The sequence below is a fragment of the Demequina litorisediminis genome (assembly GCF_030161615.1).
Taxonomy (GTDB): Bacteria; Actinomycetota; Actinomycetes; order Actinomycetales; family Demequinaceae; genus Demequina; species Demequina litorisediminis.
The window spans coordinates 1,828,044-1,849,238 of the sequence record NZ_BSUN01000001.1; the positions used below are offsets into that span (position 1 = coordinate 1,828,044).

Genomic DNA, 21,195 nt, shown 5'->3' on the forward strand with positions numbered 1-21,195 from the left:
TTCGACCCAGAAGGGGAGTGTCACCTCGGCGCAACACGAAGCCGGTATCGTGACCCCCACGTACTGGCGCGCGAGACCCGCGTGGCTTTCACGACAGCAAGGACGCACATGGACCTGTACGAGTACCAGGCTCGTGACATGTTCGAGAAGCACGGAGTCCCCGTGCTGCCCGGCATCGTCGCCGAGACCCCCGCGGAGGCCAAGGCCGCCGCCGAAAAGCCTGGGTGGCGGCGTGGTCGTCGTCAAGGCCCAGGTGAAGACCGGAGGACGTGGCAAGGCTGGCGGCGTGAAGGCTCGCCCGCTCGCCCGAGGAGGCCGAAGCGGCCGCCCAGCAGATCCTCGGCATGGACATCAAGGGCCACACCGTGCATCGCGTGATGATCGCGGCAGGCGCGGCCATCGCGGAGGAGTTCTACTTCTCGGTCCTGCTCGACCGCGCGCAGCGTCGCTACCTTGCGATGTGCTCCGTCGAGGGCGGCATGGAGATCGAACAGGCTCGCCGTTGAGCGCCCCGAGGCGCTCGCGCGCGTGGCGGTGGACCCGCTCGTGGGCATCGACGCCGCCAAGGCCGCCGAGATCGTCGACGCCGCGAACTTCCCCGAGGACCTGAAGGCCCCCGTGGCCGAGGTCATCCAGAAGGCGTGGGGCGTGTACGCCAACGAGGACGCGACGCTCGTCGAGGTCAACCCTCTGGTGCGCACCGAGGACGGCTCGATCATCGCGTTGGACGGCAAGGTCACCCTTGACGAGAACGCCGGCTTCCGTCACGAGGACCACGAGGCGCTCGAGGACAAGGCCGCCGCGGACCCGCTCGAGGCGAAGGCCAAGACGCTCGACCTCAACTACGTGAAGGCGACGGCTCCGTGGGCATCATCGGCAACGGCGCAGGTCTCGTGATGTCGACCCTCGACGTGGTCGCCTACGCAGGCGAGGCGCATGGCGGCGTGAAGCCCGCCAACTTCCTCGACATCGGCGGCGGCGCCTCGGCGGCCGTGATGGCCAACGGCCTCGACGTCATCCTGAATGACCCGCAGGTGAAGAGCGTGTTCGTCAACGTGTTCGGCGGCATTACCAGCCTGCATCGAGGTTGCCAACGGCATCGTGGGCGCCCTCGAGACGCTCGGCGACGCGGCCACCAAGCCCCTCGTGGTGCGCCTCGATGGCAACTCCGTCGACGAGGGCCGCGAGATCCTCGCCGCCGCGAACCACCCGCTCGTGACCATCGTCGACACCATGGACGGCGCCGCGGCCAAGGCCGCCGAGCCGGCCAACGCGTAAGGGAGCCTCACATGTCGATCTTCATCAACAAGGACTCCAAGGTCATCGTCCAGGGCATGACGGGCTCCGAGGGCTCGAAGCACACCGCCCGCATGCTCGCCTCCGGCACGAACATCGTCGGTGGCGTGAACCCCCGCAAGGCGGGGACGTCCGTCGACTTCGACGGCACCGAGATCCCCGTGTTCGGCTCCGTGGCCGATGCGATGGAGGCCACCGGTGCCGACGTCACCGTGCTGTTCGTGCCCCCGGCCTTCACCAAGGCGGCGGTCATCGAGGCCGTGGACGCTGGCATTGGCCTCGCGGTCATCATCACCGAGGGCGTGCCCGTCGCGGACACCGCTGAGTTCTTCGCGTACGCGCAGTCCAAGGGCGTCCGTCTCATCGGCCCCAACTGCCCCGGCCTCATCACGCCGGGCGAGTCGAACGTGGGTATCACCCCCGCGAACATCACCGGTCCCGGCCGCATCGGCCTCGTGTCGAAGTCGGGCACGCTGACCTACCAGATGATGTTCGAGCCTGCGCGACATCGGCTTCTCGACCGCGGTGGGCATCGGCGGCGACCCCGTCATCGGCACCACGCACATCGACTGCCTCGAGGCGTTCGAGAACGACCCCGACACGGATGCGATCGTCATGATCGGTGAGATCGGCGGCGACGCCGAGGAGCGTGCCGCGGCCTACATCAAGGAGCACGTCACGAAGCCCGTCGTGGGCTACGTCGCGGGCTTCGAGGCTCCCGAGGGCAAGACGATGGGCCACGCCGGCGCCATCGTCTCCGGCTCCGCGGGTACCGCGCAGGCCAAGAAGGAGGCCCTCGAGGCCGCGGGCGTGAAGGTGGGCAAGACGCCCACCGAGACCGCCGAGCTCATGCGGGCCATCCTCACGAAGTAGGCTCCCAGGCGCCCTGGGAGTCACTGGGTGCGCGGAATCCCACGATTCCGGGCACTCCGTGACTCCTGGGGCGCTGGCATGCGCGCGCCGATGCCCGGATTCGGTTCGCGCGCGGGTGACCATAGGAACCATGCGTCGCCCGTCCACCGCCCCGCTGAGGTCCGCCTGGGCCTGGCTCAAGCACTGGTTCTCGGGCTACCCCGGCTGGGTGGGCGGAGTGCTTGCGGGCCTCCAGGCCGCGCTCGGCCCGTACCTCGCGGTCAGCATCCTCGCCATGGCGGTCATCGCCGCAGACCCCGGCCCCGCGACGGGTGACGGGACCCCGTGGGGCTCGGCCTTCACCGTGGCCACCACGGTGTTCCTGATGGCTCACGGCGTGCCTGCCGTGACGAGCATCGGCACCATCACGCTGCTGCCCCTCGGGCTCACGCTGCTCAGCGCGGCGGCCATGGTGGGACTCGCCCGTCGGTTCGCGACCCGCACCTGGACCAGTTGGTCGCTCGCGGTCGTCGCCTATGTGGCCATCGTGGGCATCATCGGTGCCATTGCCCTTGGCGGGCAGCCGGACGGTGGCAGCCTGATCGTGCGCGCCTGCACCGTCGCCGCGCTGATCGCCGGTCCGGCCGCAGCCGCCGGAATCTGGCGCGCCCATGGGGCCGAGTTCTCCTGGATGACCCAACTGCCCGCCTGGAGCCTTCGTGGCGTCAGGCGCGGCACCGCTGCCCTTGCCGTGGCATTCGCGCTCGCCTCCGTGGTGGCCCTGGTGTTCGTGGTCGTGGGCCGCGCCTCGGTGGCCGATGCGGCGACCGGCCTTGGGGTCGACGGCGTGGGCGGCATCGTGCTCGCCATCGGCGAACTGGCGTATGCGCCCACGTTCATCGTGTGGATGCTGGCCTGGCTGACGGGTCAGGGATTCTCCGTGGGGGTGGGCTCCGCGTACGCGCCCGGCGAACTCGCGCAGGCGGCGCTTCCCGAGATTCCCCTGCTCGGAGCGCTCCCCGCCCACGCGGGCGGCTGGCTGGTGTGGGCGCCGTGGAGCCTCGTGGTCATCGGCGTCCTGGTGCGCGTGGCGACTCGCAGGCGCGGGGCCCTGGGCTGGGACGAGGCGAAGGCCGATGCGCTGGCGCTGGCCGTGGTGACGGGTGGCGGCATCGCGGCCTTCGCCATGGCGTCCGGCGCGATGGGCCCTGGCCGCCTCGCCTCCGCCGTCGGAGTGGACCTGGTGCCTGCGGTGACCGCGCTCGCTGGCCTCGTGCTCGCGGGGCTGCTGCTCGGTACGGGCGCGATCGCCCTCAAGGATGTGGTGGTTCGGCGTCGGTCGGGCGCCACTGAGCCCCCGGGGCGCGCGAACGCCCCTCATCGGACGCGTCGACGTCCGTGGAGCCCGAGGGCGTTACGACCCGGTCGTGACGCCGAAGCGCTCGTAGATGTCCTCGACCACGTCGTTCAGCGCGTCCTGGTAGTCGGCCTCGCACTGGTCGACGGCGGAGCGAGTCACCGCACGGTCCATGCAGTCGGAGAGGTCTGTCACGATCCCGTTGAACACCACGAGGCTGAGTCCGGTGACGGTCATGAAGCCCGCCACGATGATCCCGAACGTCATCGACAGGCGGAAGTAGGCGAGCGCCTTGTCCTTGCGCGTCACCCACAGGGCGCGCAGACCCACGATCGCGGCGGCGGGGCCCGTCAGGAGCATGCCGTAGGCCAGCGGGATCGAGAACAGGTACAGCAGCAACGTCAGGCCGAGCAGCACCATGAACGGCACCGAGTAACGGCGCACGGCAGGGGACAACTGCGGGGTGGGGGTCTCGGTGTCGGGCACGGTGCTCCTGGGATCGAAGGTGACCCCAGCATGCCGATAGGCTCGCCCCGTGACAAACCGGCACGCCCCCGCCCGGCTCGTGGTCCTCGCCTCTGGCGCCGGATCGACCATGAGCGCCGTGCTCGACGCGACGGCCGATGCCGCCTACGGCGCCGCCATCGTGGCCGTCATCACCGACAAGGCCGGCGTGGGCGCGCTCGACATCGCGGCCGATGCCGGGATTCCGAGTGCCGTGGTCTCGCCGCGCGACTTCGCGGACAGGGCCGCGTGGGACCTGGCGCTGGCGGACGCGATCGCCGCGCACGAGCCCGACCTCGTGCTGTGCCTTGGCTTCATGCGCATCATCGGCGCTCCCACCCTGGACCGCTGGGGCGGCAGGCTCGTCAACACACATCCCGCGCTGCTGCCCTCGTTCCCGGGCGCGCACGGAGTCCGGGACGCGTTGGCGCACGGAGTCAGGGTCACGGGATGCACCGTGATGCTCGTGGACGCCGGCGTCGATACGGGTCCGATTCTCGCCCAGGCCACCGTCGAGGTCTGGGATGATGACACCGAGTCCTCCCTTCACGAACGCATCAAGATTGCGGAGCGTGCCCTGGTCACCGAGACGGTGGGCCGGATGGCGCGCGAGGGGTGGACCGTCGACGGAAGACGTGCGCGCATCGGCGCGTGAACCAAGCACAACGGAGGGCGCAGCATGGCTGAGCGGCAGGCAGTGGCACGGGCACTGATCTCGGTATACGACAAGACGGGAATCGAGGACCTCGCGCGCGGACTTGCGGCAGCGGGCGTCGAGATTGTCTCCACGGGGTCCACGGCCTCCCGCATCGCCGATGCGGGCGTGGCGGTCACGCGTGTCGAGGAACTGACCGGCTTCCCCGAGTGCCTCGACGGCAGGGTCAAGACGTTGCACCCTCGCGTGCACGCAGGCATCCTGGCCGACCGTCGCCTCGAGTCGCACCGAGCACAGGCTCGACGAGGCTCGGGGTCGCGCCCTTCGACCTCGTGGTCGTCAACCTCTACCCGTTCACGCAGACCGTGGCCTCCGGCGCCGCGCAGGATGACGTCATCGAGCAGATCGACATCGGTGGGCCGTCCATGGTGCGCGCCGCCGCGAAGAACCACCCGTCCGTCGCGGTCGTGGTGGACCCCGCGCGCTACGCCGAGGTCCTTGCGGCCGTCGCCGACGGTGGCTTCACCCTGGCCGAGCGTCAGGCGCTTGCCGCCGCGGCTTTCCGCCACACCGCGGACTACGACATCGCGGTCGCCTCCTGGATGACCTCCGTGGTGGCGCCCGAAGAGGGTGCCACGCTCCCGCAGTGGGTCGCCGCGTCGTTCGACCGCTCGGCCACGCTGCGCTACGGCGAGAACCCCCACCAGGCGGCCGCCGTGTACACGGACCCCGCTGTTGCCGGCGGACTCGCCCAGGCACGCCAGGCTCCACGGCAAGGAGATGAGCCTTCAACAACTACGTCGACGCCGATGCCGCGCTGCGCGCCGCCTTCGACTTCGACGCGCCTGCCGTGGCCGTGATCAAGCACGCTAACCCGTGCGGCATCGCGGTAGCGGACACCATCGCGGAGGCTCACGCCAAGGCCCACGCGACCGACCCGATCTCCGCGTTCGGCGGTGTGATCGCTGCCAACCGGCCCATCTCCGTTGCTGCCGCCGAGCAGATCAAGGACATCTTCACCGAGGTGGTTGTGGCGCCCGGCTTTGAGGACGGTGCCGCCGAGGTGCTCATGGCCAAGAAGAACATTCGCCTGCTCGTGGTGGAGCCGCGCGCGCAGGTGGCCGAGTGGCGCCGCATCACGGGTGGACTGCTGGTGCAGGCCGCGGACGCGATCGACGCCCCCGGCGACCCGGTCGACACCTGGGAACTTGTCGCAGGCGAGGGCGCCGACGAGGCGACGCTTGCCGACCTCGACTTCGCTTGGCGTGCCTGCCGCGCCGTGAAGTCGAACGCCATCCTGCTGGCCAAGGACGGCGCCGCCGTCGGTGTCGGCATGGGACAGGTCAATCGCGTCGACTCGTGCGGACTCGCGGTGACGCGTGCAGGCGAGGAGCGGGCACGCGGTGCGGTCGCCGCATCGGACGCCTTCTTCCCGTTCGCGGATGGCCTCCAGGTCCTCATCGACGCCGGCGTGAAGGCCGTGGTCTCGCCCGGTGGATCCGTGCGCGACGCCGAGGTCATCGAGGCCGCCGCTGCGGCAGGAATCACCCTGTACCACACCGGTACCAGGCACTTCTTCCACTAGGACGCATGATGGCCGACCCCCACGAGGACACGGTGGAGCCTTCGGCTCCCGCCGAGGAGTTGCCGGCGCGGGACAACACCACCCAGTCGAGTCTGGTGACGGCGCTGGTGGCCCTCGGCGCCGTGGCGGTGTGCGTGCTGGTCGGCTCGCTGGTCGACGCCCAAACGGGCACGCTGATGCTCGCGGGCGTCGCCTATGGCGGCGCGGCGGTGCGGATGGCGCTGCCCGCCGGTCGGTCGTTCTCGGTGCGTCGGCGCGCCATCGACGTGACGCTGATGGTGGGCTTCGGCGTGGCCCTGACGGTGCTCGGGCTCGCCGTGCCGCTCGACTAAAGACCGGCATCGGCCGCCTGGAACCCGAGCCCTGATCTCGGACCGAGGCGAACGCCGGGTCACACGCGGAAGGCCCCCAGCCACATGGCTGGGGGCCTTCTGCGGTGCAGGCGAGGGTTAGTCCTCGATGACCTCGACGGTCTCCTCGATGCGCTCGACGGAGATGAGGTCCTCCTCCGGCCCGAAGGCACGGAACAGGAGGCCCGCGATCGCCGCACCGATGATCGGCGCGACCCAGAACAGCCACAGCCTGCTCGATCGCCCACGAGTCCGACCACACAGCGGTACCGGTGGCGCGAGCGGGGTTCAGGGCGCCGTTGGTGAAGGGGATGGCGACCATCACCAGGAAGCCGACCGTGAGGCCGATCGCGAAGGGGGCCGAGGACGCCGCAGCCTTGTTGCGCACGGACGTCACAGCGAGGACCACGGACACCAGCAGGGCCGCGATGATGATCTCGACGATGCCCCCGGCCAACCAGTCGAACTGGGTGGGGAGTGCTCGCCGTAGCCGTTCGAGGCCGTGCCGATGAACTCCTTGGTGGTACCGAGCCTGGTCGTACAGGCTCATTGGTCGAGACCAGGAACGCGAACAGGCCGGAGGCCAGCACCGCACCGATCACCTGGGACACGATGTAGGGCGCAACGTCGCGGCCGGGGAAGCGGCCGCCCAGCCAGGCGCCGATGGTCACAGCGGGGTTGAGGTGGGCTCCGGAGACACCGCCGAAAATCAGCGCGGCGATGATGACACCCAGCGCGAAGCCGAAGGCCACCGCGAGGAGCCCCCATCCCATCACGGACGAGAACAGCGCGGCGCCCACACCCATGAGGACCAGGATGAACGTGCCAGCGCCCTCGGCGAGCATCCTCGCCACCAGGCCGGGACCGCTCGTGTCCTCAATCCACTCCTCGACCTCGAACTGCTCCTCGACAACCTCTTCGGTCGTGTCGAGCCTCGGGGGTCACATCCTCCGGTCGGCTCTCCGACATCTCCTGCACCTTTCGTCTGGGTAGCGCGGGACGCGCACAGTGGCATCGTGGCACGTCCCCGCTGGTATCGCTCTCCAGCCGGGCCGGATTCTGCGCTAATCCTCAGGATTGCGCGGGGGCGCCCTCGGCAGCGTCGGGGCGCGCGAGCCTCGCCTCGATACGCACGCGGGCGCGTTCGGTGACGGCGTGCGTCGCCCTGAAGACGGTGGGTTGGAGGGCGAAGATCACCAGGGAGCATGCGACGTAGATCGCGAGGGTCCACGCGACCGCGTGAAGGGGCAGCCACCATTGGCCCGCGGCCGCCGAGGTGTCGACGAACCGATCCCACACAAAACGCCGCACCAGGGGGTTGTCGTGGATCAGGTAGACGCCAAACGCGGCCGCCGCCCAGTAGTTCACCACGCCCGATGCCCATGGTCGCGCCTTAGTGGCCCACACCACGATGGCGAGCGCCGAGGCCACGGCCAGCGGGGATTCGGCGGAGGCGTAGACGTCCATGGCCCACCCCACCGTCGCCGGAGCACTTCCGCGCGCGATGAGCGCCGAGGCGAGTAGCGGGGGCAGCGTGGCCAGCAGGACCGCCGAGGCGATGGTCACGGTGCCCCACAGGCGGGCGTCCCCCGGCAGCGGGTACCTGCGCACGTAGGCGGCCATGAGGTACAGCAGCGCGAACCAGGCGAGGTTGGAGATCTCGAGGCGCACGCCATCGGTCAGGGTCAGCACGCTCCACAGGGCGATTCCCGCCAGGAGGAGGCGCCGATGCTGACGCCCAGTGAGCGCGTCCGCGACCATCGAGAGGTAGGGGGCGATGAGGACGAGCACCACGAAGGACGTGACGAACCAGTACTCGCCAAACACCACGGGGAAGAGCCCCTTCTGGATGTCGCGCGGCGAGAGGTGAATGCCCACGATGGCCGCCGTGAGCAGGATGAGCCACGAGACCGGCAGCACCTGGGAGTACACGGACGACAACGACTTGCCGCGGCGCGGGGTGCGATCCATGAAGAAGGCGCTGACAAGGACAAAGACGTCGACACCCCACTTGCCGAACGCGCCGATGCTCGACAGCACGATCGCGGTGCCCGCGGACGCCGTGTGGTCCTGCACGCCGCCGTGGACCGTGTAGTGGTGCGCGACGATCGCGATCATCGCGACAATCCGCAGAGCCTTCGATCCTCGAATTCCGCGTGGCAGGCATAGCGGGCATGCTACGCGCGCACGGTCGGCCCGGTCGCATGGACTAGCCTGGGTGCGGAATCTGCTCCCCGAAACCCACCTGTGTGAGGCACCTCAATGGCGAAGATCAAGGTCGAAGGCAAGGTCGTCGAGCCTCGACGGCGACGAGATGACGAGGATCATCTGGCAGTTCATCAAGGACCGCCTGATCCACCCCTACCTGGACGTGGACCTCGAGTACTACGACCTCGGCATCGAGTCACGCGACGCGACCGATGACCAGATCACCATCGACGCCGCGAACGCGATCAAGAAGCACAACGTCGGCGTGAAGTGCGCGACCATCACGCCCGACGAGGCGCGCGTGGAGGAGTTCGGTCTCAAGAAGATGTGGGTGTCGCCCAACGGCACCATCCGCAACATCCTCGGCGGCGTCGTGTTCCGCGAGCCCATCATCATCTCGAACATCCCGCGTCTGGTCCCCGGCTGGACCAAGCCGATCATCATCGGCCGTCACGCGCACGGCGACCAGTACAAGGCCACCAACTTCAAGGTGCCCGGCGCCGGCCAGGCTCACCGTGACCTTCACGCCCGAGGACGGCTCGGCCCCCATCGAGCACGTGGTCGCGAACTACGGCCCCGACGGCGGCGTCGCGATGGGCATGTACAACTTCAACAAGTCCATCGAGGACTTCGCTCGCGCCTCGTTCTCGTACGGTCTGCTGCGCGACTACCCCGTGTACATGTCGACCAAGAACACCATCCTCAAGGCCTACGACGGTGCCTTCAAGGACATCTTCCAGCACATCTTCGACACGGAGTTCAAGGCCGAGTTCGAGGCCAAGGGCCTCATCTACGAGCACCGCCTGATCGACGACATGGTCGCCTCCGCGATGAAGTGGGAGGGTGGCTACGTCTGGGCGTGCAAGAACTACGACGGCGACGTCCAGTCCGACACCGTCGCGCAGGGCTTCGGCTCGCTCGGCCTCATGACGTCCGTCCTGATGACGCCCGACGGCCAGACTGTCGAAGCCGAGGCAGCGCACGGCACCGTGACCCGTCACTACCGTCAGCACCAGCAGGGCAAGCCCACCTCCACCAACCCGATCGCGTCGATCTTCGCGTGGACCGGCGGCCTCAAGCACCGCGGCAAGGCTCGACGGCACCCCCGAGGTCACCGGCTTCGCCGAGACCCTCGAGGACGTGGTCATCAAGTCGGTGGAGTCCGGCAAGATGACCAAGGACCTCGCCCTCCTCGTCGGCCCCGACCAGGAGTGGCAGACCACCGAGGCCTTCCTCGCCACGCTGGACGAGAACCTCTCGGCCCGCCTGGCGTGATCGCAGGGCCCGCAGGCAGACCGCCTGCGGGCCCTCTTTCATGCAGTCCCCTCAAGTCCCCACCCAGACAAGGAGCCACACAGACGTGAGCACCACTCCCGTGACCGTCACCGTCACCGGCGCCGCTGGCCAGATCGGCTACGCGCTTCTCTTCCGCATCGCCTCAGGGCAGATGCTCGGCGCCGACACGCCGGTCAAGCCGAACCTGCTGGAGATCCCCCAGGGCCTCAAGGCCGCCGAGGGCACCGCCATGGAGCTCGACGACTGCGCCTTCCCGCTGCTCGCGGGCGTCGACATCTACGACGATGCCAAGGCGGCGTTCGACGGCGTCAACGTGGGCCTCCTCGTGGGCGCCCGTCCGCGTGGCGCGGGCATGGAGCGCGGCGACCTCCTCGCCGCCAACGGCGGCATCTTCGGTCCGCAGGGCGAGGCGATCAACGCGGGCGCGGCCGATGACGTGCGCGTTCTCGTGGTGGGTAACCCCGCCAACACCAACGCCCTCATCGCATCGGCCCACGCGCCGGACGTCCCCGCGGAGCGCTTCAACGCCATGATGCGCCTCGACCACAACCGCGCGCTCGCGCAGCCTGGCCGCCAAGACGGGCACCACCGTCGCGGACGTCAAGCGCGTCGCCATCTGGGGCAACCACTCAGCGAAGCAGTACCCGGACATCGCCCACGCCGAGATCGCCGGCCGTTCGGCGACCGAGGTCATCGGTGACGACGCCTGGGTGGCCGACACGTTCGTGCCCACCGTCGCCAAGCGTGGCGCCGCCATCATCGAGGCGCGCGGCGCATCGTCCGCAGCCTCTGCGGCCAACGCCGCGATCGACCACGTGCGCGACTGGGTGCACGGCACCGCCGAGGGCGACTGGACCTCGGTGGCGCTGCCCTCCGACGGCTCCTACGGCGTTCCCGAGGGCCTGGTCTCGTCGTTCCCCGCCGTCTCGCGCGGTGGTGCTTGGGAGATCGTCCAGGGCCTGTCGATCGACCCCGTGGGTCGCGACAAGATCGACGCCTCGGTGGCCGAGTTGGTCGAGGAGCGCGACGCCGTCAAGGAGTTGGGTCTCCTCTAGGTCGCTCACCCGCAACGCAAGGGGCGCCCGGCCATTGGCCGGGCGCCCCTTGCGTTGTCTGGGTGGGCGGGTGCCGCGCTAGACTGCGGTCACCTCGCCGCCAAGGCTCACCACCTGCGCCTCGAGGCTCCGCGACGCGATCACGCAGCGTGTTCCCGCGCTTGCGGTGGAACAGCGCCATCTTGTGGAGGTCCGCGATGCGGCGACCCAGGCTCGGACTCGTGCTCACCCGCCGCCGCCTGCGCGGGCGTCCACGGGTCACGCATCTTGACCTTCGAGAAGTCCCACAGGTGTCCAAAGCGTTCGAAGTCCGCCGCATAGATGCGTTCGATCGCCTCTTTCACACCGTTGCCGAACACCTCTGCCGTCACCGGCAGGGGAGTGGGGTTGGCACGCGGCATGTAGAGATCCTGGTTCTGACCGCGGGCCTCGAGGTGGGCGTGGAGGTCCTGCTTGAGGTCAGCCATCTCCGACAACTCGTAAATGCGCGAGTAGGGGACGACGTCTTCCGCGAGCATCTCGACCTGGTCCCGGAAGTGCGGGTCCTTGGCGCGCAGCCACATCTCCGGGTCGTTCTCCATGTGGAACACGAACGTGGCGAAGTCCTCGATGACCGTATCGCGGGTCATGGGATGGCGGGGGAACCACGGCTCGTCACGCCACCGCTGGCTGTTGGGGATCTCCAGGAGGATGCGGTTCTGCCACGCCGAGAAAAGGCGCAGGCGGGGGTCACGAATGACGGCGAAGATGAACCAGCCGTCCTCAGGGGAGATCGTGGCGCGCTCCTCGGCCGACAAGCGATCGAGCTTGGGCGACTGCACCCACAGATCGCGGTGGTGGACCGCCTCCGTGTCGTCAATGAAGGGCTGCGCGCCCGCGCGGAACGTGGAGAGGTCCTCGCCTGCGAGGTCGGCCATCATCCACTTCAGGCTGGTGCAGGCGTTCTTGTTGATGGCTTCGTAGATCACCTTGACGTCGGGCGCGATGTAGGTGCGCCAGACCCCGCCGGGTACCTTGCGGAGTCCCTCGAGCAGGGCGTCGTCGGTCGTCTCAGTCATGCTGTGATTCTACGGAGTTCGTGCGGGCACTCGTGCGCGTGTCGACGGTGCAGCGCGCCGTCTGCTTGACTGTGTCACCAATACCGTCCCCCACAGAACCTTGAGGTCCTGACGTGTCGAACCCCGTCGCCGCGCTGCCCGCCAACGCCGTCCTCGTCCACATCGGTCCTCACAAGACCGGTACGACGGCGATCCAGATGATCCTTGGCCAGTCGCGCAAGGCTCCTGAAAGAGCACGGTGTGCTCTACCCCGGCGGGCGCGGTCAGTGGCACCACCACAGCGAGGCGAAGGCGCTGCGAGGCTTCACCGACGGATGGTCGGGCGATGCGGACGCCAAGGCGGACGAGTCCCACTGGCTCGCCGTGGTGGAGGCTGTGCGCGCCCACCCGGGGCGCGTGGTGATCTCCAGTGAGTACTTCGCCCAGGCCGATGAGGCGTCGCGGCTGCGCCTCCTGCGCGACCTGGGCGAGGACCGCGTCTTCGTCATCTTCGGCACCCGCAACCCCGTCGCCATTGGGCTCTCCACGTGGCAGCAGGGCATGCGCATGGGCTATGCGGGAGCGCTTGACGAGTGGCTGGAGCGCACCTACCGTCGCGAGGTGGGTGGCCCGGTCAACAAGTTCTGGACACAGGCAGACCCGGCGGAACTTGCCGCGACGTGGTCCCAGCAGGTGGCGCCCGAGCGCGTCATCGCGCTGGTCATTGACGAGAAGGACCGGCTGCTCCTGCCGACCACGTTTGAGCAGTTGCTCGACCTGCCTGCAGGGTCGCTCGCGTCCCAGAAGCCTCGCCAGTCCAACCGCAGTCTCACCGCCGTCGAGGCCGAACTCCTACGCCAGGTGATCGCCACCGTGCGGCCGCACGTGTCATGGGACGAGTTCTCCCGAATGATTCGGGGAGGCACCACGCTGCGCCTGCTGCAGAGCAGGACCCCGGCACCCGGTGAGGCGAAGACCGTCTTGCCTCCGTGGGCGCTCGACCAGGCGGCCGTGGTGGCGGCCCACTCCATGGCGAGGTTGGAGGCCTCCGATCACGTGATCGCGGGCTCCCTGAGGCTCGTTGGCGGACATCCCTGCGCCGGTGGAACAGCCGGGACCCTTCACCGAGGTGCCGATTGACCTCGCCGTCGAGATGGTTGCCGGTGCGATCGGGGTGGCGACGCGAGGGCACTGGTCGTTCGACGAGAAGCGCAAGCCCAAGGGCTCGCCCGCACCTGCCGTTAAGTCCTCCCCCAGCCGAAGCCCGTGGCAGCAGCCAAGAAGCCCGCGGCAACGTCCGTGAAGGCCATCGAGGAGTACCGCACCGGGGAGCTGCTGCGTTACTCGGCCTCCCGCGTGCGTCGTGCGGCGTCGTCACGCGTGCGGCGACTGGTGTCGCGCCCCGCGGGGAAGTGACCACGGGCACCCGGCGCGTCAGCGCCGGGTGAAGAAGCGCCGCAGGCGCTCGCGCAGGCCCTCGGACGTGCGGGGGCCTCCGGAGCCTCGGTGAGGTCCCAGTAGGGCGATAGGTCGCCGAGGGAGGCCGCATCGGGCTTGTAGTACGGGGGCTTCAGCGTGAGGTGGGTGCGCTCCCACGCGATGTCGCGGCGCACCACGCGTGCGGGCGCGCCGACGGCGACGCAGTTGTTCGGCACGTGACCGGTCACCACAGACCCGAGACCGATCACGGAACCGCGCTCGATGCGTGCGCCGCCCAGCACCACGGAGCGCATGCCAAGCCAGACATGCTCCCCGATCTCGATGTCCTTGACGGGGTTGACGCGCTTGCCGGTGCGGATGCTGAAAATCGGGTGCGCGTCGTCCGCGCGGATCTGGCATTCCGCGGCCACCATCACGCCCGCGGCGAGGCGAATCGTGCCGCCCTCGGCAACGGACATCGCCAGCCGGCCCGTGGTGCTGAGGTCGTCGCCAAGGTCGATGGTGGAGTCCTCGCCGATGCGGGCCGTGACGGTGATCTTGCGGCCGCGAGGGTTGTTGCCGATGCGCATGGTGCCGTTGTTGCAGTCGAAGGACACGTCAAGGCCCTCCAGGCTGGCGCCAGGGTGAACGACGAGCCGGTTGCCCGAGCCGGAGAATGCGACCCTGATCTTCCCCTGCGGCTTGGTGCCGCGGTACTCAACCACGTTGCCGTCGGCGTCCTCGAACGACTCCAGCACCGTGATGACCGTCATCCCTGCTCCGCGGAATCTGCCTGCGGATTGAACTCCGCGAGGGGAGAGGGCACCGCCTGACGCATCGCGAGGATCGCCTGCGTGACGCGCTCGGAGGCCCCCGCGTCGCGGAAGGCGAAGGTTGCATCGGCCCTGGCGGCGTACTCCGCCGTGGCCTCGTCTCCCTCTTCGAGCGCGGCCTTGACCGAAGCGATCACCTCGTCGACCTCGTCCACCACGGGGCCGAAGCCATCGCTCTCGTAGGAGAAGTAGCCGGGTCGCGAGGTGTGTCCGCCGTTCATGAAGCGCTCGGCGTCGAACTGGAAGTAGACCACCGGGCGGCGCAGAAACGCCGCGTTGAACGCCATCGACGAGTAGTCGGTGATGAGGGCGGCTGAATCGACGAAGTTTGCCTGCGCCTTGCCGTCCTCGAAGTCCAGCAGCGTCACGTGCGCGGGGACTCCGAGCGCCTCGAGAGCCTGACGGAGGTTCGGGTGGGGCAGGAGGGCGAGCGAAAGGCCGGCACGCTCCGCGACGGAGCGCAGGCTCGTCGGAGCGCAGCAGCGCCAGCCAGTGCTGGGCGTAGTCCGAGGCCTCGAACGCCGCGAGAGACGCCGGCGTGATGCCGTGCTTCACGGTGCCCTCAAGCCAGTGGCGCCAGGTGGGTGCGAGGGTGATGTACTTCCCGCTCGAACCCTGGGCGGCGTCGTCGAGCCGACGGAGCGCATCGAAGCGCGGCAGGCCCGCAAGCACCACCTCGCGCGACGAGTACACGTAGTTGTTCCCGTCGCCCACGATGGACTCGTGCTCCGGCAGGGTGCTCGTGATGAAGAGGTCGATCTCCTTGGGGTTCACGTAGCGCGACAGGTCATCCTTGATGACGCCGTGCTGCAAGAAGACGAACCGCCACGGCTGACGGCCCACCACCTCGCGGTAGCGCAGCGGCTTCATCACGGAGTCGTCGGCGTGCGAGGAGATGAGGAACTCGGTATTCATCAGCAGCATCAGCCACAGGCGGCTTCCGTAGCGCACCACCTTGCGGTTGCCGCGACGCAGGCGCTTCCACGCGGGCGCCGAGCCGTTGATGACGAACCACGAGTTGATGCCGGGGTGGTGCGCACGCACGTGGCGGTACATGACCTCGGCGCTGTCCTCGGCATCGGCCGGCCGGTCCATGAACACCCACGCGCGGCGCAGGAAGTGCTTGGCCACACGGCTGCGGCCAATGGCGATGGTCGCGCTATCCAGGAGAGGCATGCGCATGCGCCGGGGCTTGGCGCCGATGGGTGCCTTGGGGAATCCGAACTTGCGCTCCACGTCGCGCGGCGCGTACTCGGTGCGGGTGCTGCGGGGCCAGTCGGCGCCCAACGGATAGCGGTGGCCGTCGAGCCAGGCCGAGACGTTGTGGCGCGCCGACAACCAGACCAGGCGTTCGTAGACCATGGGGGCGCCAAAGATGTCGTGCGAGCGCACCTTGGTGTGGAGGGGCTCCACGACCTCGCCCGACGACTGGAAGACAAACTGAGGCTCGGCGCCCACAAAGCGGTAGGCCAAACGCACCAGGCTTGCGCTTGTCGTCGTAGCGGTCGAGCACGACCTCGGAGGAGACCCACTGCTCGTCACGCAGGCCGTGCTTGAGGGCCGCACGCCACGGGCCGTCGAACCGGCGGATGGAGAAGGCGTCGATCGCCGAGGGCTCGAGGTGCGCCGCGATGTCCTTGAGGTGAGCGCGGAAGATGGCGAGGGTCTCGGGCGGCACCGAGGTTCCCGAGTTGAACGACACATCCTGCTGGAAGTACCAGGACAGTTCGTAAAGGATGACGTTCTGCAGCCAGACCGGAGGAGTCTTGTTGCCCAGGCTCAGCGCTCAGGCGCAGCGCACCGAGGAAGCCGTGCTCCGCGGTGGTGGTGAAGCGGTGCTCGCTCGAGTTCGTGGACTGCAGCGTCGACGAGTTGTCCGCGCGCTTGCGGTAGAAGTACTCGGCGGACTTGAGGAAGGCGATCGACGGGTCCTCGCAGTGCAGCAGATAGGCTCGCGTTGAACAGTCCGTCCTCGAAGTTGGCGCGGATGCGCGTATCGAACTCGAGGCCGTGTTCGCGCAACAGGTCCAGCGGCATGAAGGCGGAGTTGGACCCGCCGTGGAAGTAGTCGGGCCTGCGCTCCAGGCGGACTACGTGATCGCGGTAGAAGAACTTCGCGAGCGGGTGGTTGTAGGCGATCTCGTTCTCGGCCTCGTGGAACATCACACGGTTGGTGGCGATCATCGACACCGAAGGCGTCTCATCGAGTTGTTTGGCCACGCGCTTGAGATACGTGTCGCCCACCCAGTCGTCGGGGTCGGGGAAGGTGATCCACTCGGCCGTGGCGGCGCGCATGCCGGTGTTGCGCGCGGCGCCCTGCCCGGCGTTGGGCTGGCTCAGCACGGTGGCGTGAAGCGGCGTGCGCTCGGCCCACGCGTCGAGCCACGCGCGGGTGTCGTCAGTCGAGCCATCATCGACGAAGATGACCTCGAACGTGGACGGGTCGACCTTCTGACGCTCGAGCGACCGGGTGAAGTCGTCCAGGTAGCGACGGACGTTGTAGGCCGCGATAACGAGCGCAAAGCGCTTCCTGGGAGTGCCGGTGGGGCTCTGATCGTCAGTGTTGACCACGCGTAGCGCCTTCGATGGGGGGCAGTATCTCGGGGGATTTTAGCGGAGACGTGTGTCACGCAGCGCATTGTGGGCCTGGCGTCGGGAGCGTTCCAGTCGCCGTGGGCTAGCCTTGGCCGTGAACAGCGGGGGCCGCCCTCTTCATGACACCGCGACCACATGACGGCGGTGCCGACGGGGAGAGCGAGGAGACCACTTGTGACACGCGAGCGCCTGATCACCTTCGTGGTGCCCTGTTACAACGTCGCTCGCTACCTGCCTGACTTCCTGGTGTCGCTCGAGAGCCAAGGAGACGCGCTCGCGCAGGTGGAGCCTCGTTTTTGTCGACGACGGCTCGACAGATGGCACCAGCGACGCCCTCACCGCCTGGCTCGATGTCCACCCAGGCGCCGGCCGCCTGGTGACGCAGGTCAACGCCGGGGCGGCCGAGGCTCGCAACACCGGCCTGGCGCTGGTGGAGACGCCGTGGGTGAGTTTCCCCGACCCGGACGATGTCCTCGCAGACGGCTACCTGGACGCCGCGATTGCCCTGCTCACGTCCCCACGGGCCGATGCCGTCGTCGCCGTCGAGACCAACATCGTCTTCCTCGACGACGCGACCGGGGCGCTCAGCGACTCCCACCCCCTGCGCGGAAAGTTCTCGCACGGCGTCCGCACCGTGAGCCTCGACGACGACCCGCGGCTCATCCAGGCTCTCCGCCGCCACCTGTTTTCTGCGCATGGACGCGATCCGTGCCGCGGGCGCCTCGTTCAACCCCGACATCCGGCCCAACTTCGAGGACGCGGAGTTCCTCGCCCGGGTCTTCCTCGCCGCGCCGCAGCCCGTGGTCGCGACGCTGCCCGCTGCCCGGTATCACTACCGCAGGCGCGCAGACCAGTCCTCGCTCGTTCAAGGGAGTTGGGCCAATCCCGTCAAGTACGACGCGGTGCTGCGCCGTGGCGTTCTTGCCCTGTTGGTCGATGCGGCTGCCGCCAGGGGAGCGGCGCCACGGTGGCTCGAGTACCTCGCGCTGTACGAGGTGCAGTTCTATCTGCGCAACGACGAGAAGACGCAGTCGGGCACCGCGGCGCTGAGCCCGAGGTGAAGCGCACATTCGTGGAGAACCTCGCTGCCATCCTTGAGTACGTCAGCGTCGAGGCAATCGAGGAGTTCGACGCGTCAGGCATGCAGCGCTGGATCCGGGTGTCGTTGATGGCCCGCAAGACCGGCACCGTGCCGAGGGAGCCGGTGCTCGTGGGTCCTCGCGACCCCGCCCGCGGCCTGGTGCGCGTGCGGTATGAGTTCGCGGGCGCGCGGCCGTCCGAGCGGTTCACGGTCGCAGGCCGCGAGGTGGAGCCCGTGCACGCGAAGGACCGCGCGCTGGTGCACTTCGACACCGTGTCGTACACGGAACGCATCGTGTGGCTTCCCGAGGGCCGCGACCTCGCCGTCACCCTGGACGGCGCCGAGCGCGATCACCAAGGCTCGGTGGTACACGTGGAAGCCGCGCCGGAAGCCGGCGGGGGCATCGGCCGCGAAGGCGAGCGCGAAGGCCACGCTGCGTGACCGCGCCGCGCGGCGTGCCGCGAACGCGCGGGCCGCGGCGGTGGCGCGTGCGGAGACGTGGGCGGTGCGTGTGGCGCGTCGTAGCCCGGTCGGCGCGCGGTACCGCGACGCGTGGGTGCTGTGCGACAGGGATGTTCAGGCTCACGACAACGCCGAACACCTGTACCGCTACCTCGCCGCAGAGCGCCCTGACATCAACGCGTGGTTTGCGCTGTCGCGGCGCTCGCCCGACTATGCGCGGCTCAAGCGCGAGGGCTTCCGTCTGCTGGATTACGGCTCGTGGCGCCACCAGCCTGGCGCTGCTGAGCGTCACCGACTTAATCTCGTCGCAGATCGATCACTACATCGTGTCGCCGCTGCCGAAGCGATGGAAGCGTTTCGGTCGGTGGCGCCTGACCTTTTTGCAGCACGGGGTCACTAAGGACGACCTGTCGCGGTGGCTCAACAGCAAGGACATTGCGCTGTGCATCACCACCACGCCTGCGGAACACGCCTCGATCGTGGGAGACGGCACGTCCTACAAGGCGACGAGCCGCGAGACCGCGCTCACCGGCCAGCCGCGCCACGACCGGTTGGTCCGCCTCGCGAAGGCGCCCGGCGAACGCCAGCCCACCATCCTGGTGATGCCCACGTGGCGGCGCGAACTGATGGGCAAGAACGTCGACGGCGGGAATCTGCGAGAGCCTGTCCGAGGCGTTCTGGTCGAGCGAGTACTTCACCCGGTGGAATGCCCTGCTCGCGTCGGAAAGCCTCGCGACGATCGCTCGGGACGCGGGTGCCGAGATCGTGGTGCTACCCCACCCGAACCTTGAGGCCTACCTCGACGAGAAGGCTTTTCCCGCGCATGTCCGGCTGGCCTCGTACGCGCGTGACGACTTCCAGGAACTGGTCGCCGAGGCGGGCATGGTGATCACCGACTACTCGTCCAACGCCTTCGAGGCAGCGATCGCGGGGCGGGCCGTTCTGTACTATCAGTTCGACCGGGACAACTTCTATGCGGGCGGGCACGTCTACCGCAAGGGCTACTTCGACTACGAGGCCGATGGTTTCGGTCCCGTGGCGACCGACCTCGACGGCGCGCTCGCTGAGATCGCGGCCCTGGCGGCCACGGGCTTTTCCAGGCCCGATCTGTACGAGGAGCGTGCCCGTGCGGCCTTTGCCGCCTGTGACGGCACGTCCTGTGCGAAGGTCGTGGAAGCGATCGAGGCCGGCATCGTGGGACGGGCTGGCCGCCGCACATCGACCAACGACAAATGAGAGTGGGTTCACGAGTGACTATCCCGTTGACGGTGGTGATCCCGGCATACAACGTGTCGGCATACCTGCGCCAAGCGGTGGCCTCGGTCGCCTCGGACCACACTCAGGTGCTCATCGTCGATGACCGCTCGACCGATTCGACCTCGGTCATCGCCGACGAGGCTCGCCGCGGCGCACGACTCCGTGACGGTGGTGCGGCCCGAGACCAACGGCGGCCTCGGCCGCGCCAGGAACCTCGGGCTCAGCCACGCCACCGGCGAGTACGTGCTGTTCCTTGACGGCGACGACTACCTGGTGCCTGGTGCGCTCGACGTGGTCCGCGAGGCGGCCGATGCCACGCGGCCAGACATCGTGATCTTTGGGTACGCGCGGCTCCACCCCAACGGGCGTGCCGACGAGGGCGTCAAGCGTGCGCCGCTCCAGGTGGAGGGCCCGTACACCGCGGCGGAGGTTCCCGAGGTCTACGAGGTGCTGAACGTCGCATGGAACAAGGCGTATCGCCGCGAGTTCCTGACCGCGACGGGGCTTGAGTTCCCCGTGGGCTACTACGAAGACATCCCGTGGACGTACCCGGCGCTGGCCCAGGCACAGTCCATCGTGGGGGTAGACCAGCCCCTTTACATGTACCGTCAGCGCGGCTCGGGGTCGATCCTGCGCTCCACGGACGCTCGGCACCTCGAGATCCTCGACCAGTTCGAGCGCCTGATGGCGACGCTGGACCGGCTCGAGGTGCACGGCGAGGCGCGCGCGCAGATCTTCACCTGCGCGTTCCGTAACCTCGCCACCCTGCTCACCACCCAGCAGCAGCGCATCCCCGCCGAGGCTCGCGAGGGGTTCTACCGGGACGTCCGCGCCGCTGTGCGTGCGCACGCTCCCGCCGGATGGACGCCGCCGAGCACGGGCGACAAGGCCAAGGCGATGCGCACCATCTGGACGAGCGCGTACCCGGTGTTCCGGGCCGATCTCGCCGCGCGTGAGGCATACCGAGCGGGACGCACGAAGCCCGCGCGAGCCATGGACATCGCCAAGCGCCTCGCGAGGGTGGGTTATCACCACCGACGGGCCTACGACGTCCTGCGCCGCACCACGTCGGTGGATAAGGACCTCGTGATCTTCGAGGCCCTGTGGGGCCTGTCCCCCCGGTTGAACTGCCTCGCGGTGGCCGCCGAGGTGGAGCGGGCACACCCCGGCAAGCGCATCATGTGGCTGGTCAAGGCCAGTGAAGTCCCTGGGGTGCCCGAGGGAGTCGACTACGCCGTCAAGGGCACCCACAAGTACTACCGCGCGTGGGCGACCGCGAAGTTTGCGTTCGTGGATGCCAACCCGCCCGAGTGGTGGCGTAAGCGTGACGGCCAGGTGCTCGCCCAGGCTCTT

General features: G+C 68.7%; 17 protein-coding genes and 11 pseudogenes. 19 read left to right on the forward strand and 9 right to left on the reverse strand.

Annotated elements, in window-relative coordinates:
• Window positions 1-108: 108 nt before the first annotated feature.
• From sucC to QQK48_RS21820, 3 pseudogenes are all read left to right on the forward strand, one after another.
• Window positions 109-1,278 (forward strand): annotated as a pseudogene (gene sucC / locus QQK48_RS11310) (ADP-forming succinate--CoA ligase subunit beta).
• A gap of 11 nt (window positions 1,279-1,289) precedes the next feature.
• Window positions 1,290-2,169, forward strand: a pseudogene (gene sucD / locus QQK48_RS11315) (succinate--CoA ligase subunit alpha).
• A gap of 274 nt (window positions 2,170-2,443) precedes the next feature.
• Window positions 2,444-3,385 (forward strand): annotated as a pseudogene (locus QQK48_RS21820) (cell division protein PerM); the annotation flags it as partial.
• A gap of 177 nt (window positions 3,386-3,562) precedes the next feature.
• Here the strand turns inward: QQK48_RS21820 and QQK48_RS11325 are convergent.
• Window positions 3,563-3,991, reverse strand: coding sequence for a hypothetical protein (locus QQK48_RS11325; protein ID WP_284328509.1), 429 nt, complete (start codon window positions 3,989-3,991; stop codon window positions 3,563-3,565).
• A gap of 49 nt (window positions 3,992-4,040) precedes the next feature.
• Here QQK48_RS11325 and purN point away from each other — a divergent pair, with 49 nt between their 5' ends.
• From purN to QQK48_RS11345, 4 genes and pseudogenes are all read left to right on the forward strand, one after another.
• The gene (gene purN, locus QQK48_RS11330) at window positions 4,041-4,664 is read left to right on the forward strand and encodes a phosphoribosylglycinamide formyltransferase (RefSeq protein ID WP_284328510.1); all 624 of its coding nucleotides are present in this window, start codon (window positions 4,041-4,043) and stop codon (window positions 4,662-4,664) included.
• A gap of 24 nt (window positions 4,665-4,688) precedes the next feature.
• Window positions 4,689-5,270 (forward strand): hypothetical protein, encoded by a 582-nt coding sequence (locus QQK48_RS11335; protein ID WP_284328511.1) that lies wholly within the window; start codon window positions 4,689-4,691, stop codon window positions 5,268-5,270.
• Window positions 5,162-6,249 (forward strand): annotated as a pseudogene (gene purH / locus QQK48_RS11340) (bifunctional phosphoribosylaminoimidazolecarboxamide formyltransferase/IMP cyclohydrolase); the annotation flags it as partial. The gene QQK48_RS11335 and the pseudogene purH, both read left to right, overlap by 109 nt.
• 5 nt (window positions 6,250-6,254) lie before the next feature.
• Entirely contained in the window at window positions 6,255-6,581 is a 327-nt protein-coding gene (locus QQK48_RS11345) for a DUF3017 domain-containing protein (RefSeq protein WP_284328512.1), read from the forward strand.
• 322 nt (window positions 6,582-6,903) lie between these two features.
• Here QQK48_RS11345 and QQK48_RS21825 read toward each other — a convergent pair.
• The 3 genes and pseudogenes from QQK48_RS21825 to QQK48_RS11355 form a co-directional block, all read right to left on the reverse strand.
• Window positions 6,904-7,149: pseudogene (locus QQK48_RS21825) on the reverse strand (aquaporin); the annotation flags it as partial.
• A gap of 10 nt (window positions 7,150-7,159) precedes the next feature.
• Window positions 7,160-7,444, reverse strand: a pseudogene (locus tag QQK48_RS21830) (aquaporin); the annotation flags it as partial.
• 226 nt (window positions 7,445-7,670) lie between these two features.
• The gene (locus tag QQK48_RS11355; protein ID WP_348523788.1) at window positions 7,671-8,762 is read right to left on the reverse strand and encodes an acyltransferase family protein; all 1,092 of its coding nucleotides are present in this window, start codon (window positions 8,760-8,762) and stop codon (window positions 7,671-7,673) included.
• Window positions 8,763-8,861: 99 nt separating this feature from the next.
• Between QQK48_RS11355 and QQK48_RS11360 the strand changes: the two are divergent.
• Together QQK48_RS11360 and QQK48_RS11365 are read left to right on the forward strand one after the other, a co-directional pair.
• Window positions 8,862-10,082 (forward strand): annotated as a pseudogene (locus QQK48_RS11360) (NADP-dependent isocitrate dehydrogenase).
• A 40-nt stretch (window positions 10,083-10,122) separates the two neighbouring features.
• Window positions 10,123-11,158 (forward strand): annotated as a pseudogene (locus tag QQK48_RS11365) (malate dehydrogenase).
• A gap of 140 nt (window positions 11,159-11,298) precedes the next feature.
• Here QQK48_RS11365 and QQK48_RS11370 read toward each other — a convergent pair.
• Window positions 11,299-12,216 carry a sulfotransferase family 2 domain-containing protein gene (locus QQK48_RS11370; protein ID WP_284328514.1) on the reverse strand — a complete coding sequence of 306 codons (918 nt, stop codon included), beginning with the start codon at window positions 12,214-12,216 and terminating at the stop codon, window positions 11,299-11,301.
• 240 nt (window positions 12,217-12,456) lie between these two features.
• Here QQK48_RS11370 and QQK48_RS11375 point away from each other — a divergent pair, with 240 nt between their 5' ends.
• Both QQK48_RS11375 and QQK48_RS11380 read left to right on the forward strand, forming a co-directional pair.
• Window positions 12,457-13,335, forward strand: a complete 879-nt coding sequence (locus tag QQK48_RS11375; RefSeq protein ID WP_284328515.1) for a hypothetical protein — start codon at window positions 12,457-12,459, stop codon at window positions 13,333-13,335.
• The gene (locus QQK48_RS11380) at window positions 13,325-13,498 is read left to right on the forward strand and encodes a hypothetical protein (RefSeq protein ID WP_284328516.1); all 174 of its coding nucleotides are present in this window, start codon (window positions 13,325-13,327) and stop codon (window positions 13,496-13,498) included. The genes QQK48_RS11375 and QQK48_RS11380 overlap by 11 nt, the downstream gene beginning before the upstream one ends.
• Before the next feature lie 37 nt (window positions 13,499-13,535).
• Here the strand turns inward: QQK48_RS11380 and QQK48_RS21835 are convergent, their stop codons facing one another.
• The 4 genes and pseudogenes from QQK48_RS21835 to QQK48_RS11390 all read right to left on the reverse strand — a co-directional run bounded on the left by QQK48_RS21835 (window position 13,536) and on the right by QQK48_RS11390 (window position 17,018).
• Window positions 13,536-14,387: an acyltransferase gene (locus QQK48_RS21835; protein ID WP_431308421.1), complete on the reverse strand. Its 852-nt coding sequence runs from the start codon at window positions 14,385-14,387 to the stop codon at window positions 13,536-13,538.
• Window positions 14,384-14,815 carry a CDP-glycerol glycerophosphotransferase family protein gene (locus QQK48_RS21840; RefSeq protein WP_431308422.1) on the reverse strand — a complete coding sequence of 144 codons (432 nt, stop codon included), beginning with the start codon at window positions 14,813-14,815 and terminating at the stop codon, window positions 14,384-14,386. The genes QQK48_RS21835 and QQK48_RS21840 overlap by 4 nt, the downstream gene beginning before the upstream one ends.
• Before the next feature lie 202 nt (window positions 14,816-15,017).
• Window positions 15,018-16,151 (reverse strand): annotated as a pseudogene (locus QQK48_RS21845) (CDP-glycerol glycerophosphotransferase family protein); the annotation flags it as partial.
• A 75-nt stretch (window positions 16,152-16,226) separates the two neighbouring features.
• Window positions 16,227-17,018 (reverse strand): glycosyltransferase family 2 protein, encoded by a 792-nt coding sequence (locus QQK48_RS11390; protein WP_284328518.1) that lies wholly within the window; start codon window positions 17,016-17,018, stop codon window positions 16,227-16,229.
• Window positions 17,019-17,277: 259 nt separating this feature from the next.
• Between QQK48_RS11390 and QQK48_RS21850 the strand changes: the two are divergent.
• The 8 genes and pseudogenes from QQK48_RS21850 to QQK48_RS11430 form a co-directional block, all read left to right on the forward strand.
• Window positions 17,278-17,523, forward strand: a pseudogene (locus tag QQK48_RS21850) (glycosyltransferase); the annotation flags it as partial.
• Window positions 17,524-17,737: 214 nt separating this feature from the next.
• Entirely contained in the window at window positions 17,738-18,103 is a 366-nt protein-coding gene (locus QQK48_RS11400) for a hypothetical protein (RefSeq protein WP_284328520.1), read from the forward strand.
• An 11-nt stretch (window positions 18,104-18,114) separates the two neighbouring features.
• The gene (locus tag QQK48_RS11405; protein ID WP_284328521.1) at window positions 18,115-18,564 is read left to right on the forward strand and encodes a hypothetical protein; all 450 of its coding nucleotides are present in this window, start codon (window positions 18,115-18,117) and stop codon (window positions 18,562-18,564) included.
• A 64-nt stretch (window positions 18,565-18,628) separates the two neighbouring features.
• Window positions 18,629-18,985 carry a hypothetical protein gene (locus QQK48_RS11410; protein WP_284328522.1) on the forward strand — a complete coding sequence of 119 codons (357 nt, stop codon included), beginning with the start codon at window positions 18,629-18,631 and terminating at the stop codon, window positions 18,983-18,985.
• Window positions 18,966-19,376: a hypothetical protein gene (locus tag QQK48_RS11415; protein ID WP_284328523.1), complete on the forward strand. Its 411-nt coding sequence runs from the start codon at window positions 18,966-18,968 to the stop codon at window positions 19,374-19,376. Before QQK48_RS11410 ends, QQK48_RS11415 begins: the two co-directional genes overlap by 20 nt.
• A complete protein-coding gene (locus QQK48_RS11420) occupies window positions 19,324-19,821 on the forward strand; it encodes a CDP-glycerol glycerophosphotransferase family protein (RefSeq protein WP_284329383.1) in 498 nt (165 codons plus the stop codon). The genes QQK48_RS11415 and QQK48_RS11420 overlap by 53 nt, the downstream gene beginning before the upstream one ends.
• A 14-nt stretch (window positions 19,822-19,835) precedes the next feature.
• Entirely contained in the window at window positions 19,836-20,099 is a 264-nt protein-coding gene (locus tag QQK48_RS11425) for a glycosyltransferase (RefSeq protein WP_284328524.1), read from the forward strand.
• A pseudogene (locus QQK48_RS11430) lies at window positions 20,014-21,177 on the forward strand (glycosyltransferase); the annotation flags it as partial. The gene QQK48_RS11425 and the pseudogene QQK48_RS11430, both read left to right, overlap by 86 nt.
• Between the last annotated feature and the right edge of the window lie 18 nt (window positions 21,178-21,195).

Bases quoted from the DNA above. Each gene is read 5' to 3' on its own strand.
- QQK48_RS11345 (WP_284328512.1), top strand. From the start codon at position 6,255: ATGATGGCCGACCCCCACGAGGACACGGTGGAGCCTTCGGCTCCCGCC.
- QQK48_RS21835 (WP_431308421.1), bottom strand. From the start codon at position 14,387: ATGACGGTCATCACGGTGCTGGAGTCGTTCGAGGACGCCGACGGCAAC.
- QQK48_RS11370 (WP_284328514.1), bottom strand. From the start codon at position 12,216: ATGACTGAGACGACCGACGACGCCCTGCTCGAGGGACTCCGCAAGGTA.
- QQK48_RS11400 (WP_284328520.1), top strand. From the start codon at position 17,738: ATGGACGCGATCCGTGCCGCGGGCGCCTCGTTCAACCCCGACATCCGG.
- QQK48_RS11335 (WP_284328511.1), top strand. From the start codon at position 4,689: ATGGCTGAGCGGCAGGCAGTGGCACGGGCACTGATCTCGGTATACGAC.